The sequence below is a fragment of the Pseudogulbenkiania sp. NH8B genome (genome assembly GCF_000283535.1).
Lineage (GTDB): Bacteria > Pseudomonadota > Gammaproteobacteria > Burkholderiales > Chromobacteriaceae > Pseudogulbenkiania > Pseudogulbenkiania ferrooxidans.
The window spans coordinates 2,536,993-2,550,305 of the sequence record NC_016002.1 but is presented as its reverse complement, the minus strand read 5'-3'; the positions used below and the strand labels follow the sequence as shown (position 1 = coordinate 2,550,305).

Sequence of the window (13,313 nt, the reverse complement as noted above, 5' to 3'; positions counted from 1 at the left end):
TGCCTTCAGGCGGTCGGCGGCACGCTGAGCCCGGCGGCACAGGTCTCCAGCCAGTGGCAGAAGGCGCTGACGGTCGGGTCGTCCACGGCGGTACGCGGTGCGACCCAGCAGTAGGCCCGTACCGGTACGATGGGGCTCGACAGTGGCGTGGTCAGGCGGCCGCGGGCAATTTCGTCTTGCGCCATCGGCATCGGCCCGAGCACCACGCCCAGTCCGTCCATGGCCGCCTCCAACGCCAGCGAGAAGCGATCGAAGTGCAGCGTGCTGGCCGGCTTCAGGTCCGGCACCCCGGCCAGCGTGAGCCAGCGTTGCCAGGCGGTTGGGCGGGTGTCGGCGTAGAGCAGGGTGTGGCGGGCAAGGTCGGCGGGGCTGGCGACGGGCGCCCGCTCCAGCAGCGCGGGGCTGCACAGCGGCAGCTCCCACTCTTCCAGGAAGGGCTTGGCGATGTGGCCCGGCCAGTCGCCGGGGCCGCGCCGGATGGCGATGTCGAAGGGGGTATCGAGGCGGCCGATGTCGCGGTCGGAGGTGACCAGGTGCAGTTCCACGTCCGGGTAGGCGTCGCGAAACTGGGTCAGCCGGGGCAGCAGCCAATGCCGCGCAAAGGTCGGGGTGGAGTTGACCGTGAGCCGCCGCAGCCGGTCCGGTTGCAACAACTGCGAGGTGGCGTTGGCGATCAGGTCGAGCCCGTCCTGCACCTGGATCAGATAGCGCCAACCGGTATCGCTCAGCTTGACCCGCCCGCCGGTGCGGTCGAACAGCTTCACGCCCAGCCATTCTTCCAGCTGCTTGATCTGCTTGCTCACAGCGCCATGGGTGATGAAGAGCTCGTTGGCCGCGGCCGAGAAGCTTTCCAGCCTTGCTGCCGCTTCGAAAATGCGCAAGGCATTGAGAGGAGGATAGGTATTCATACTGTGATTTTAACTCACAGGCGCTGTGGCGATTACTCGTTTGTAAGCGAGGGCCAGACCGCGTAATCTTCCAGCATCAAAAAATAGGGGAGAGAATGCGATCTCCCCAGGGCGCTAGCTGGCAGGAGTCATACCAATTGCCGGCCGACTCAATCACCAACATCTCCAGCGTAAAGGTTAAGAACGATGCTTGAAGCTTACCGCCAACATGTTGCCGAGCGTGCCGCTCTCGGCATTCCGCCGCTGCCGCTTTCCGCCAAACAGACCGAAGAGCTGGTCGAGCTCCTGAAAAACCCGCCCAAGGGCGAAGAAGATTTCCTGGTCGAGCTGATCACCCACCGCGTGCCGCCGGGCGTGGATGACGCTGCCAAGGTCAAGGCGTCCTTCCTGGCCGCCGTGGCCGACGGCGACGTGGCCTGTGCGCTGATCTCCCGCGAAAAAGCCACCGAACTGCTCGGCACCATGCTGGGTGGCTACAACATCAAGCCGCTGATCGACCTGCTGGACGATGCCTCCGTGGCCCAGATCGCCGCCAACGGCCTGAAGAAAACCCTGCTGATGTTCGACTCCTTCCACGACGTGAAGGAAAAAATGGACGCCGGCAACACGTTCGCCCGCGAAGTGGTCGAATCCTGGGCCAACGCCGAGTGGTTCACCAGCCGTCCGGCCGTGCAGGAAAAAATCACCGTGACCGTGTTCAAGGTCACCGGCGAAACCAACACCGACGACCTGTCGCCGGCTCCGGACGCCTGGTCGCGCCCGGACATCCCGCTGCACTACCTAGCCATGCTGAAGAACGCCCGTCCCGGCATCACCCCGGAAGAAGACGGCAAGCGCGGCCCGATCCAGTTCATCGAAGACCTGAAAGCCAAGGGCAACCTGGTGGCCTATGTCGGCGACGTGGTCGGCACCGGCTCCTCCCGCAAATCTGCCACCAACAGCGTGATCTGGGCGACCGGCGAAGACATCCCGTTCGTGCCGAACAAGCGCTTCGGCGGCGTGTGCCTCGGCGGCAAGATCGCTCCGATCTTCTTCAACACCCAGGAAGACTCCGGCGCGCTGCCGATCGAAGTCGACGTGTCGAAGATGGACATGGGCGACGTGGTCGACATCTACCCGTATCAAGGCAAGATTGAGAAGAACGGCGAAAAGATCGCCGAGTTCGCGCTCAAGTCCGACGTGATCCTGGACGAAGTGCGCGCTGGCGGCCGTATCAACCTGATCATCGGCCGTGGCCTGACCAGCAAGGCGCGCGAAGCGCTGGGTCTGCCGGCCTCCACCGAATTCCGCCTGCCGACCGCACCGGTCGATTCCGGCAAGGGCTTCTCGCTGGCGCAGAAGATGGTCGGCCGCGCCTGTGGTCTGCCGGAAGGTCAGGGCGTACGTCCGGGCACCTACTGCGAACCGAAGATGACCACCGTCGGCTCGCAGGACACCACCGGCCCGATGACCCGTGACGAGCTGAAAGACTTGGCTTGCCTGGGCTTCTCCGCCGACCTGGTGATGCAGTCGTTCTGCCATACCGCGGCCTACCCGAAGCCGGTCGACGTGAAGACGCACAAGGAACTGCCGGCGTTCATCTCCACCCGTGGCGGCGTGTCCCTGCGCCCGGGCGACGGCGTGATCCACTCCTGGCTCAACCGCCTGCTGCTGCCGGATACCGTCGGCACTGGTGGTGACTCGCACACCCGCTTCCCGATCGGCATTTCCTTCCCGGCCGGCTCCGGTCTGGTAGCCTTTGCCGCCGCCACCGGCGTGATGCCGCTCGACATGCCGGAATCGGTGCTGGTGCGCTTCAAGGGCGAAATGCAACCGGGCGTCACCCTGCGTGATCTGGTCAATGCGATTCCGCTCTACGCCATCAAGCAGGGCCTGCTGACCGTGGCCAAGGCCGGCAAGAAGAACATCTTCTCCGGTCGCATCCTGGAAATCGAAGGCCTGCCGAACCTGAAGGTCGAGCAAGCGTTCGAACTGTCCGACGCCTCGGCCGAACGTTCCGCCGCCGGTTGTTCCGTGCGCCTGAACAAGGACCCGATCGTCGAGTACATGAAGTCGAACATCACCCTGATGAAGGTGATGATCGCCGACGGCTACCAGGACGCACGTACTCTGGAGCGCCGCATCAAGGCCATGGAACAGTGGATCGCCAACGGTGAACTGCTGCAGCCGGATGCCGACGCCGAGTACGCCGCCGTGATCGAGATCGATCTGGCCGATATCCACGAGCCGATCGTGGCCTGCCCGAACGACCCGGACGACGTGAAGACCCTGTCCGAAGTTGCCGGCGCCAAGATCGACGAAGTGTTCATCGGTTCGTGCATGACTAACATCGGTCACTTCCGTGCCGCTTCCAAGTTGCTGGAAGGCAAGCGCGATATCCCGGTCAAACTGTGGGTGGCTCCGCCGACCAAGATGGACGCTCAGCAGCTGACCAACGAAGGCCACTACGGCGTGTTCGGCTCCGCCGGTGCCCGTACCGAAATGCCGGGCTGCTCGCTGTGCATGGGTAACCAGGCTCAGGTGCGCGAAGGTGCCACCGTGATGTCGACCTCGACCCGTAACTTCCCGAACCGTCTGGGCAAGAATACCAACGTGTATCTTGGCTCGGCGGAACTGGCTGCGATCTGCTCCAAGCTGGGCCGCATCCCGAGCAAGGAAGAGTACATGACCGACATCGGCGTCATCAACAAGCAGGCTGCCGACGTTTACCGCTACATGAACTTCGACCAGATCGACGAGTTCAAGGAAGTGGCCGACACGGTCAACGTCTAACTACAGCAAGGGTTTCGGTTGGTTGGGTATTCTGATGCTGTCTTCCGTCAGTGGATGGATACCCCCAAAGATTCCCCCAATGTAAAAAGCTGCCCCGCCAAGTGCGGGGCATTTTTTTGAGCCATTCTCAGCCCAGTGCCGGGGGCATCAACAATCGTGACGGAGCCAATCCGCCGCGGTATCCCCTGACGAGGCGGGAGGGAACCGTGATCCCGGTCAATTGCTCTCCTTGAGCTCGGGCCAGGCGGCAATGATTCGTTTGGCGCGCCCCTTCAGCTTTTCCGTGTCTTCCCTCCGTGCTGCAAGCGGAACAAGGAACTCCCCGCTGTATTTCGGAATCAGGTGGATATGAAAGTGCGGCACGGTCTGGTCGGCCGCGCTGCCGTTAGCCTGCACCAGGATAATGCCAGGCGGCCTCTGGGCGATCCTGACCGCGAAGGCGGCCGTAGCGGACAGCATCCAGAAAGCGGCCCTTGAGCTCCCATCGGTCGGCTATCGGGGACCAACATGAAGTCCCGCTCTCGGCCAACTGCTGCCAGTCGCTCACTTGGCATAGCCGCCATTCAAGCGGCGGCGCACTCTGAAACCTGCCGAACAGCCAATGCGAACTCTTCGGCCTTAGCGGTCTTTTCCCCTTCCACCCTGTGCGTCTGTTTAGGTTCACATACCAGCCATTTCCTCGGTCAGAGCGGCTACAATTCTGCTTAATTTTATGTCATCAGTTGAGTACTTGGCTGCCGTATTGTGTATCCTGACATAAATAATGCTATTGGGGTATTTTATCAAAAAGATGGCAACTAGTTTTGAACTGTTTCTGCTCGATCAGAGCCAAGGCAACGATGTTATAGCTTTAGCCCGGCGTGGGGCCGACACGGCCATAGAACATATTCCGATTGATACTAGCCTCAAAAGGCTAGCCGAATTCGGGCGCGGGCTTGGTGACGTGCTCACGGGCAATGCGCAGCGTCCTAACGTTAGCGACATGATGCAGTTTGGCAACGATCTCTTTGAGTTCCTGTTCAGGGGATCCCTTCGGGCGATGTATGACCGGTTACCATGCGGGCCAGTCAGCCTCCAGATTCTGAGCAACCGGCCAGAGATTAAGGAGGTTCCCTGGGAGTACGTAGTTACTCCTGACCGCCGGCCTAGTCCGCACCGCGATCGGTCGATTATCCGGGTACCGCTGACATGTGGCATCGATGGTTCTGGCCCGAGGAAGTTCGGCAAGAAGGTGCAGGTGTTGTTTGTGTCAGCCGACCCCGTGGATCAGGCGGGTGTTGATTGGTCCGAGGTAAAAGCAGTAATCCAACGTGCAATGGATGCGCATATGCCGTGCGAGGCATCGGTCAAGGTGATTGAGGGTGCGACGCGTGAGTCACTGATCAAGACTATCGCTCGCGAAAGTTTTGACGTTTTCCATTTTTATGGTCACGGCGATCTAAGGGGGGCATTGGGCAACTGGTGTTACAGGATATCAGGACTGGTAAGAGCGATTTTCTTTCTGCGTCTGATCTGGCTGTGGCGCTGGCTGGCAAGGGTGTCCAACTTGCGATCCTGAGCGCGTGTCTTACGGGAGCGGGTAATCATAGTGACGCATTTGCGGTGCTCGCGTCAGCCCTAATCGTATCTGGCATTCCAGCCGTGGTGGCAAATCAGTATCCAATACCTATTAAGTCGATTGCTCCGTTCGTCGGTAGTGTCTATACCTCCCTGGCGCTCGAGGGAGATATAGACCGTGCTGTAGCTGAGGGACGTGCAGCCTTATCAATCGGCATTGGTAGTACCACTAGTGGCGAAGCAGTGGTCGAGTGGGGCATCCCCACACTTTAGCGCCTCCCAAATGCGCAACAATTATTCGAACTATGAAAAAGCCCGCAAACTTCACCCTTGTCCGTAAAGTCGCGCCTAGTTCGCAAACTCCGAAAGAAGAAAAATCTGGGACAAAGTCATCTCGCCAAGTTGGCCAGGCACCGAAACATGACAGCAGTTCCTTGAAGGGCCCGAAATCATCGCCAGATGTGCAGGCCGTACACAATTTAGTCAAGAGACTACCCGGGGCGGCTAAAGCATTCGTTGCACTCAATCCCAGTTTCAAAAAAGCACTTGCCAGTTCATTGGTCACTATTGCTGCTCGTGACACGAAATCAGGCGTGAAAGCGAAGCCGAGAGTCAGTCCCCGGGTTATTTCTTTTGCTCGAGACCTAGTGCGCCAGGAGAATGCCCTTCGTGTCGGCATTATTGATATGGGGGCTTGGATTGGAGGAATGCCTAAGTTGCTCGAACGGCTGAATGCCGCCCAGCCCCTCTTTTCGATTTTCGAGGTGCAGGCGCCTATTCCCGGGGGGCTGCTCAAAACCCCTGCTTGGATGGCGCAATGGGCTTCCGAGCATATGCACAATCAACTCAACACAGACGAACTCGAAGCGTTTAAGCCACACGTTGTTGCCAATGAATTTTTCGCCGCGGGGTAAGACATTCGAGAGAGTCTTGGCCTTGATTATTTAGTGGGCATGACACCTGCGCTAGTCGCGGGCATTGAGCCGGGTAATGGCATCTATTGGAACCATTTTAGCTCCGTATTTGCAAATACGATCCTTTTGTCCACGGCAGACCTGAGGCTCTTCGCAGAGAGGGCCGGCAGACCGTATGAAGCAGGAGTTGGGGTTCTTCTTGTTGCGGCCTTATTGGTCTCGGTGAATGACAAACTGGGGTATCACGATGACACTGGTTGCCTTTTTGACTACAACGGCAGCCGTGAGAGCCTCGTAACAACTATCGAACGAATGCACATCGACTCCCAATGCCTAGAGAAAATGACATTTGATCAGCGCGATGCAGTGACAAAAATGTTGGCTACACTGAAACGCTTTAAAAGGAAGCCTGCATGACCGAAGGGGTGATACTGGTGCCGGGCATCATGGGCTCGGTACTCATGGATGGTGACGAGGTAATCTGGCCCGGTAGGGTGCTCGACTTGCTGTTACCCTTCAAACATATGGATGAGTTGCTGAAACAGGATTTACAGGCCGCTGATGTGATCCGCAGCGTTTCGATATCCAGCCAATACGATAATCTGATTGCTTCGCTCGAAGCATGCGGCTTCAGTGAGAGCGGATATCCAGCCACTCTCAAGGCCTTTCCATACGACTGGCGCAAAGACAATGAGCTAGCTGCACAACAGCTAGCAGAATGCATCGATGCAATGGCGGCGGAACTCGGAAACAACTCTGAAATCAACCTGGTGGCCCACAGTATGGGAGGCTTGGTGAGCCGTTGTTATCTTGAGTCGGGCGACTATTCGGAGCGCCCCGGCTTTGCTTGTGTAAGGCGACTAATCACGCTCGGCACACCACACCGTGGCGCACCAATGGCACTAATGGCCGCTATGGGACAGGAGAAACGTCTGTTTCTGAATGCCGAACAGGTCAAGCGGGTTGCCAGTGACCCGAGATTTCCATCGCTTTACCAACTATTACCACCTAAAAGCGAGCCATTCGCTTGGAATCGGGCTGACGCCGCACGCCTAGAACCGGTAGACATCTATTCTCCCAACAATGCAGCAAGACTGGGGCTTGAGCCTGCAAATCTTGCGTCAGCGGTGCAGTTTCACCTTAAATTGAATCTCGATCGTCGACCCGCGCATGTGCGGTACTTCTTCTTCGCAGGAACTCAGCAGGAAACTGCTCATGCAGTAGAAGTGACCTTCCCGCAAAGTGGCATAGCCCGTGCAGTGAAGCTCGATCGCTGCGATGCTGGCGATGGCACCGTGCCGATCTGGAGCGGTGCCCAATCGGGAGTGCAAATGGCTCCGGTTGGTGGCGAACACGGCGATATTTACAAAAGCGGCGCTTTAAAGCGCATGCTTGGTGCATTGCTTGGTAAACCAGGGGTGCTGCTGGCCACAGGGATGACCCCCGAGATTTCCGTACTCCATAAAGTCGTAGAACCCGGTACGTCGACCCGCGTAACAATCAATTTTCCTCAGAATACCAATGAAGTGCGTGGAGAATTGCAATTGTGGCGCAAGGTTAATGCAGTGGGTGAACTCCTGGAAAACGCACCGATCAGTGCCGTATGGCCCATCAATTATTCCGGTGCGCCTATCGATCATCTTGCCGTACTGATTGAGGCGCCACAGTATTTGGGGATTTATGAATTGGGCTTTGTGCCGGAGGGAGGAATGGCTAGTGCCGCTGCGGCAGAGTTGTTTGTTCAAGAGGTTTGACCGTCCCGAATCGTTACTAATGAATCTGCTGCTGGCCGTTAACTCTAAGATAGAGCACGCAAAACCAACACTAGAGGACGATCATCAGGTAAGCATGAGTGTCCGGAATGGCCGAGTAGTACGTGGATGCTGTCCTCCGATCGAAGCGGCCCCTCAAATGGCTGATCCACAGGAACTACGACCAGAAGCGGTTGGAGGACAACACTCGAAAGCCATCAGTCTAGTTCGAAAGGACTTGATGGCTGCTTTAGGGTGACCACCTCTAGCCCCCAACCAGAAATGAGCACCTATGACTGGTTGCCAATACAATTTTTAGATTGCAAAAGCCATGGATTCCAACCACTTCAGCCGCATTGTCATTCTCGATTCCATTCCGCATGGTGAGTTGAATACGGCCAAAAGGCTCTATGACGACTTGCAGATGGTTGCCTCCACGCACGCCCCAACCCCAGCAATTGAGTACCTGCGTATCGAGTCGGCTCAAGAACTGATTCAGTTTCTGTCTCGATGCCGAGATGAGGTCAATCACGGTCGTGAAGTACCAATGCTTCACATTGAGTGCCACGGGGATGAAGAAGGCTTCGGCTTAGCAGATGGATCGTTGCTCGACTGGCCCGAGTTGAAGTTGCCGCTCACCGAGTTAAACGTCGCGACGCAACTTAATTTGATGATTTCTGTGGCTGCTTGTACGGGTGGAGCTCTTGCCAAAGTTATTTCAATGGGCGAAAGAGCCCCAATCTGGGGGCTTATCGGTCCTACTCGATCGGTCTACCCGCATGAGTTGGAAGACTCATTTCGGGCGCTTTATGCGACCTTGTTCGAGACAAAGTCGCCGGCGCTTGCAGTGAAGGCCATGGATAGCGCATCAACCACAGGAACGTTCTGGCGCACGACGGCGCAGGGTCTATTCGAGAAAGGCTGGAACTCGTATAAGGAAACGTACTGCACTCCTGCGGCCATGGAAGTTCGTGCCAAGAGGATGCTAGAACGGATCAAGAACCTCCGTCCCGCACCCTATCCTTCCCTGGAGGAATTGAAGAAGAGGCTTGTGGACGTCGAACCTTCTGCGTACGAACAATATGTTGCGACCTTCTTCATGTATGACTTGTTCCCTCTCCACTCTCAGCGGTTTCAACTTTCCTTGGTTAGTGACTGACTTGCAATACTGGGGTGTTTGTTCAATCCACAAGCGCCAATGTGTGCTGAGGTCGAGTGCTGTCCCTTTCCGCGGAGGAAAGCAGTCATTCAGACCGAGCCTACCTCCCCGGCAGCTATCCGACTGATTGCTGACGTAGCGAGGGCACACCCTAACGGCAGCAAAGGCCGAACTTCAGACGAATTCTCAGCAATCAAGAATGGCCACCATCAGCACTAGGGACTAAGTGTGGCCATCTGGGAGGGAGCGGGTCGATACCTCGAAGTTGGGCTTGTTGGTGGCGAGCGGATCAGGAGCAGATCACCCACTCCAACTCCAAATAGCAGGCGGGGTCCAGGCAAAACAAAGCCCTCCCGGCTGGGAGGGCTTTTTTGTGTGGGGCAAGGTGGTGTCAGTGCTGATGCCCGTGCTCGCCATGTACATGCTGGTGGGCAATTTCCTCGGCGGTTGCCTCACGCACGTCCACAACTTTGAGGGCGAAGCGCAGGGTTTTGCCGCAAAGTGGGTGGTTGCCGTCCAGCAATACGGTTGGGCCTTTGATCTTGGTGACGAAATAATAACGCGGGGTGCCATCCGGGCCGGGGCGTTGGATCTGGCCGCCTACCTTGATGCCGGGCGGGAATTCGGCCTTGGGCATGGTGGTGACCAGGGCTTCGTCGCGTTCGCCGAAGGTGTCTTCGGTAGCGAGTTCCAGCGTGGTTTGAAAGCCTGCTTCCTGACCTTCAAGTGCGGCTTCCAGTTTGGGGAAGAGGTTGTCGTAATCGCCGTGCAGGTAGGAGACGGGGTTCTTGCCATCGTCGTAAACCAGGCCCTGGCTGTCTGTGACTTTCATTCGCAGGGTGACGGCGGTGTTTTGGGTGATTTTCATGGCGGGCAATGGCAAATAAATTGAAGCGGGAAGGTTCGCAGTTCAGCGGGGGAGTGTCAACTGGCGGGCGAGTCACCTCGCTCACGTCCGATATGCGCCGCATATGCTCCCGTTGCAGCGTTGGCTGCTGTTGAATATCTGCACTTAACACTGGATTGGGCGATGGTACGGATGAGCAAGAACGTGGCGGTTTGTCTGGCAGGAGTGGCTCACTGGGATCGCAAGCAGGCGGAACTCCGCTGCACCGTCACCTCGAGCTTCCCTCGTCATGCCGAGCTAGCCGTCAATGACATGCCACGGGTGCCTCCGGTTTGAAAAAAAGCCCCGCCTGGTGCGGGGCTTTTTTTTGGGGCGCATGCTCAGCTCGCTTCCGATGTCATCAACAATCGTGAGGGAGCCAATCCGCCACGGTATCCCCTGACGAGGGGGGGAGGGAGCCGTGGCTCCCGTCAATGGCTCTCGTCGAGTTCGGGCCAGGCGGCAATGATGCGCTTGGCAAGCTCTTTCAGCTTTTCCGTGTCTTCCCGTTGTGCTGCATGCGGAGCGAGGAATTCCCCGCTGTGCCTCGGAATCACGTGGATGTGAAAGTGCGGCACGGTCTGGCCGGCCGCGCTGCCGTTCGCCTGGGCGAGGATCATGCCGGGAGGGTGCAGGGCCGCCCTGACCGCGATGGCCGCCTTGCGTGCGGTCAGCATGCAGGCCGCCGCGGCATCGTCGGACAGCTCGAAAATCTGCGATGCGGGTTCTTTGGGGATAACGAGGAGATGGCCGTCTGCCTGGGGCATGATGTCCATGAACACGAGCGTCATCTGGTCTTCGAAAACTTTGATGCACGGGGCTTGGCCACGCAGGATTTGGGCAAAGATGTTGTTGGGGTCGTAAGACATGGCACTTTCCGTTCGATGAACCAAGGTTCATTGTAGTGCAGGCCGGGCGTGGCCGAAGGTTCGGAGCGGTTTGCCATCAGTTCCAGGAGGCGGATAGCAAAGTGTGATCTATGCTCACCAGCGCCACCGCTGATGGCGATGGCGCAGTGCAGGAAACGGATTGCCCCGAGGGTTAATGCCAGCCTTGCCGCCACTGGGTGGCGTCGGTCAGCGTTTTCCAGGGAATGATGCGGCTGCGCCGGCTGTAGACCGCTTCCAGTTCCACTTCGGTAATCGGTGCGTCTGGGTGTTCCGGCTCCAGCACGCGTACCACGATGAAGTGCTTTTCCTTGTTCTGCGGCGCCAGGGCCGTCCACTTGCTCAGCAGCAGCTTGCGCGGGTTGAGGCGTATCGTCATGGCGCGCCTCAGCCGTCGCTGCGGGTCTGGCCGACCCGGATCAGTTTGCCGGTGTCGAAACCCAGTTGCCGCGCCTTTTCAAGCAGGCGGGCGGTGACGTCATCGGGCAGTTGCTTGTCGCGCGCCAGAATCCACAAGTAGGAGCGGTCGTTGCCGGCCACCATGGCCCAGCGGTAGTCCGGGTCCAGCGCCACCACGTGATAGCCGCCGTAGAAGGGGCCGAAGAACGACACCTTGAGCGAGGCGCGGTGCGGGTCGCCGTTGAACAGCGCGCGGCCTTCCGCCTGTTTCCAGCGCCCGGCGGCGGGATCGAAGCCGCGATTGATCACGCTGACGCTGCCGTCCGCCTGCGGCGCGTAGCTGGCGCTGACGTCGCTGAGCCCGCGTTCGAAGCGGTGCTCCAGCCGGGCGATTTCATACCACTTGCCGCTGTAGCGTTGCAGCTCGAAGCCGCTGACCGGTTGGATGCCGGGCGGCGGGAGGGTGGAGCAGGCCGCCAGCAGCAGGCTGCCGCCAAGGAGCATGAGGCGTTGCAGTCGGGAGCGTCGCATGGTGTCTTCCTCTATTGATGACTCACAAGGTTTCGATACGCTGCAGTATGCGGCGACGGGCCGGTCCGCAGCGAGACGCTGCCGATCCCCCTCAGTCGCTGGATGTGATGGCGCAGGCGTCGCACAAGGTTGGCCGAAGACGGCGCGCGTGTCGTCATGGCGGCGGTAGATCAATGCGGTCATGGGCTTGGCGCCGCTGGCGACAGCGTTCGGAACAAAACTTCACCTCATCCCAGCAGCGCGCCCATTTGCGCCGCCAGCTCATGGGTTGGCCGCAGCCGGCGCACGGCTTGGCGGGAAGGGCGGACTTGTTGCCCTTGAAGGATGGCTTCATGCGCGCCAGCCTTCGTCATGCACCGACAGCAGGCGCCGCAACAGGCGCAAGGGAGGGCCGATCAGCGGCAGCTTGTGCAGCAACTCTTCGGCGGAATCCCAGTAGTCCCGGTGCGCTACCACTTTGCCGCGAGAGTCGAAGCGAAGATGGCTGCCGCCATGCAAGAGATAGGCCTTGCCGCGGCGGCGGAAGCGGAAGTCCCAGGTCAGGAAAGCCTGGCTGCCGTCCAGCAATTGCTCGCGGAGGATGAACACCGGCTGTTCCAGCACGTTGAACATGTGCCGGAAGATATCGTGTATGCCGTCGCGGCTCTGCACCGTGTTGAACGGGTCCTTGAAGCAGGCCGACGCGGCGTAAAAACGGTCGATGTCGTCCAGCGTGACCGGGCTCAGATGGGCATACCAGTCGGCCAGCTCGGCCAGCCGCGCTCTCAGGTCCGGGCCAGGTGGCGCAGCAGCGGCAATCTCAGGCGATAGGGCAGCATGGCGATCAGCTTGATCCATAGCGTAAACCTGCGAGGAAAGTGGATTTCGAAATGGCCGCGTTCCAGTCCGCGCACTATGCACCGCGCGGCGTCGTCGGCACTCATGATGGCGGGCATCGGGAAGTCGTTCATGGCGGTGAGCCGGGTGGTCACGAAGCCGGGGTTGATCAGGTAGACAGGGATGCCGTGGCAGCGCAGTTCGGCGTGCAGCAATTCGGCCAGGTTGATCAGCGCGGCCTTGCTCGGGCCGTAGACGCTGGCGCCGGGCAGGCCGACATAGCCCGCCACGCTGGCCACCAGCGCGATGCCGCCGGACTGGCGCGCCATCAGCGCGGGCAGGATGGTTTCCAGCCCGAAGTACACCCCCGCCAGGTTGGTGTCGAGGGTCTGCCGAACGCGCTCGTGCTGCAGCTCCCAACAGCGTTCCGGCCGGTAGTCGGCGGCGCAGAACACCACCAGGTCCGGCAAGCGCTGCCGGTCCTGCCATCGCGACCAGCCCTCGCGCCAGGATTGCGGGTCCGTGACATCCAGCGGCAGAACGGTGGCGCGCGGGTGGGCATGGGCCACCTGCATCAGCTGGGCCTGGCGGCGGGCGGACAAGACCACTTCCGCGCCCTTGTCCAGCAGCAGGCGGGACAGCGCCGCGCCGATGCCGCTGGAGGCGCCGACGATCCACACCCGTTGACGGCGCCAGTCACGGATCGGGGGGTTGATGGGCGTGAGCGGCATGG

14 protein-coding genes and 1 pseudogene are annotated in these 13,313 nt (G+C 59.4%); 6 read left to right on the top strand and 9 right to left on the bottom strand.

What is annotated here, in order from left to right:
- Positions 1-5: 5 nt before the first annotated feature.
- On the bottom strand, positions 6-908 hold the full coding sequence (gene gcvA, locus NH8B_RS11740) for a transcriptional regulator GcvA (protein ID WP_008952902.1): 903 nt from the start codon (positions 906-908) through the stop codon (positions 6-8).
- A 186-nt stretch (positions 909-1,094) separates the two neighbouring features.
- Here gcvA and acnB point away from each other — a divergent pair, with 186 nt between their 5' ends.
- Positions 1,095-3,680: a bifunctional aconitate hydratase 2/2-methylisocitrate dehydratase gene (gene acnB, locus NH8B_RS11735; RefSeq protein WP_014087496.1), complete on the top strand. Its 2,586-nt coding sequence runs from the start codon at positions 1,095-1,097 to the stop codon at positions 3,678-3,680.
- A gap of 216 nt (positions 3,681-3,896) precedes the next feature.
- On the opposite strand, the pseudogene NH8B_RS11730 reads toward acnB, so the two are convergent.
- Positions 3,897-4,145, bottom strand: a pseudogene (locus tag NH8B_RS11730) (HIT family protein); the annotation flags it as partial.
- Between the two features lie 304 nt (positions 4,146-4,449).
- Here NH8B_RS11730 and NH8B_RS21070 point away from each other — a divergent pair.
- The 5 genes from NH8B_RS21070 (at position 4,450) to NH8B_RS11705 (ending at position 9,061) form a co-directional block, all read left to right on the top strand.
- Complete coding sequence (locus NH8B_RS21070; protein WP_148282979.1) at positions 4,450-5,238, top strand: hypothetical protein; 789 nt, start codon at positions 4,450-4,452, stop codon at positions 5,236-5,238.
- Complete coding sequence (locus NH8B_RS21385; RefSeq protein ID WP_158453622.1) at positions 5,142-5,510, top strand: CHAT domain-containing protein; 369 nt, start codon at positions 5,142-5,144, stop codon at positions 5,508-5,510. The genes NH8B_RS21070 and NH8B_RS21385 overlap by 97 nt, the downstream gene beginning before the upstream one ends.
- A 32-nt stretch (positions 5,511-5,542) precedes the next feature.
- Positions 5,543-6,151, top strand: coding sequence for a hypothetical protein (locus tag NH8B_RS20940; RefSeq protein WP_148282978.1), 609 nt, complete (start codon positions 5,543-5,545; stop codon positions 6,149-6,151).
- A gap of 413 nt (positions 6,152-6,564) precedes the next feature.
- On the top strand, positions 6,565-7,905 hold the full coding sequence (locus tag NH8B_RS11710) for a lecithin--cholesterol acyltransferase (RefSeq protein WP_014087490.1): 1,341 nt from the start codon (positions 6,565-6,567) through the stop codon (positions 7,903-7,905).
- Positions 7,906-8,233: 328 nt separating this feature from the next.
- Positions 8,234-9,061 (top strand): hypothetical protein, encoded by an 828-nt coding sequence (locus NH8B_RS11705; protein ID WP_014087489.1) that lies wholly within the window; start codon positions 8,234-8,236, stop codon positions 9,059-9,061.
- Positions 9,062-9,452: 391 nt separating this feature from the next.
- Here the strand turns inward: NH8B_RS11705 and NH8B_RS11700 are convergent, their stop codons facing one another.
- From NH8B_RS11700 to NH8B_RS11675, 7 genes are all read right to left on the bottom strand, one after another.
- Positions 9,453-9,929: an FKBP-type peptidyl-prolyl cis-trans isomerase gene (locus NH8B_RS11700; protein ID WP_014087488.1), complete on the bottom strand. Its 477-nt coding sequence runs from the start codon at positions 9,927-9,929 to the stop codon at positions 9,453-9,455.
- A gap of 449 nt (positions 9,930-10,378) precedes the next feature.
- Positions 10,379-10,816 carry an HIT family protein gene (locus NH8B_RS11695; RefSeq protein WP_014087487.1) on the bottom strand — a complete coding sequence of 146 codons (438 nt, stop codon included), beginning with the start codon at positions 10,814-10,816 and terminating at the stop codon, positions 10,379-10,381.
- Positions 10,817-10,988: 172 nt separating this feature from the next.
- Positions 10,989-11,213, bottom strand: a complete 225-nt coding sequence (locus NH8B_RS11690; protein ID WP_008952891.1) for a TIGR02450 family Trp-rich protein — start codon at positions 11,211-11,213, stop codon at positions 10,989-10,991.
- Positions 11,214-11,221: 8 nt separating this feature from the next.
- Positions 11,222-11,764, bottom strand: a complete 543-nt coding sequence (locus tag NH8B_RS11685; protein WP_014087486.1) for a lipocalin family protein — start codon at positions 11,762-11,764, stop codon at positions 11,222-11,224.
- Positions 11,765-11,918: 154 nt separating this feature from the next.
- Positions 11,919-12,098, bottom strand: a complete 180-nt coding sequence (locus tag NH8B_RS21305) for a DUF2256 domain-containing protein (protein ID WP_083844256.1) — start codon at positions 12,096-12,098, stop codon at positions 11,919-11,921.
- Positions 12,095-12,601 (bottom strand): nuclear transport factor 2 family protein, encoded by a 507-nt coding sequence (locus tag NH8B_RS11680; protein WP_014087485.1) that lies wholly within the window; start codon positions 12,599-12,601, stop codon positions 12,095-12,097. Before NH8B_RS11680 ends, NH8B_RS21305 begins: the two co-directional genes overlap by 4 nt.
- Positions 12,529-13,311 (bottom strand): SDR family NAD(P)-dependent oxidoreductase, encoded by a 783-nt coding sequence (locus NH8B_RS11675; protein ID WP_014087484.1) that lies wholly within the window; start codon positions 13,309-13,311, stop codon positions 12,529-12,531. Before NH8B_RS11675 ends, NH8B_RS11680 begins: the two co-directional genes overlap by 73 nt.
- Positions 13,312-13,313: the final 2 nt, after the last annotated feature.

Excerpts from the sequence above, each read along its gene's own strand:
- gcvA (WP_008952902.1), bottom strand. The coding sequence starts at position 908 with ATGAATACCTATCCTCCTCTCAATGCCTTGCGCATTTTCGAAGCGGCA.
- acnB (WP_014087496.1), top strand. The coding sequence starts at position 1,095 with ATGCTTGAAGCTTACCGCCAACATGTTGCCGAGCGTGCCGCTCTCGGC.
- NH8B_RS20940 (WP_148282978.1), top strand. The coding sequence starts at position 5,543 with ATGAAAAAGCCCGCAAACTTCACCCTTGTCCGTAAAGTCGCGCCTAGT.
- NH8B_RS11710 (WP_014087490.1), top strand. The coding sequence starts at position 6,565 with ATGACCGAAGGGGTGATACTGGTGCCGGGCATCATGGGCTCGGTACTC.
- NH8B_RS11705 (WP_014087489.1), top strand. The coding sequence starts at position 8,234 with ATGGATTCCAACCACTTCAGCCGCATTGTCATTCTCGATTCCATTCCG.
- NH8B_RS11700 (WP_014087488.1), bottom strand. The coding sequence starts at position 9,929 with ATGAAAATCACCCAAAACACCGCCGTCACCCTGCGAATGAAAGTCACA.
- NH8B_RS11695 (WP_014087487.1), bottom strand. The coding sequence starts at position 10,816 with ATGTCTTACGACCCCAACAACATCTTTGCCCAAATCCTGCGTGGCCAA.
- NH8B_RS11690 (WP_008952891.1), bottom strand. The coding sequence starts at position 11,213 with ATGACGATACGCCTCAACCCGCGCAAGCTGCTGCTGAGCAAGTGGACG.
- NH8B_RS11685 (WP_014087486.1), bottom strand. The coding sequence starts at position 11,764 with ATGCGACGCTCCCGACTGCAACGCCTCATGCTCCTTGGCGGCAGCCTG.
- NH8B_RS21305 (WP_083844256.1), bottom strand. The coding sequence starts at position 12,098 with ATGAAGCCATCCTTCAAGGGCAACAAGTCCGCCCTTCCCGCCAAGCCG.
- NH8B_RS11680 (WP_014087485.1), bottom strand. The coding sequence starts at position 12,601 with ATGGATCAAGCTGATCGCCATGCTGCCCTATCGCCTGAGATTGCCGCT.
- NH8B_RS11675 (WP_014087484.1), bottom strand. The coding sequence starts at position 13,311 with ATGCCGCTCACGCCCATCAACCCCCCGATCCGTGACTGGCGCCGTCAA.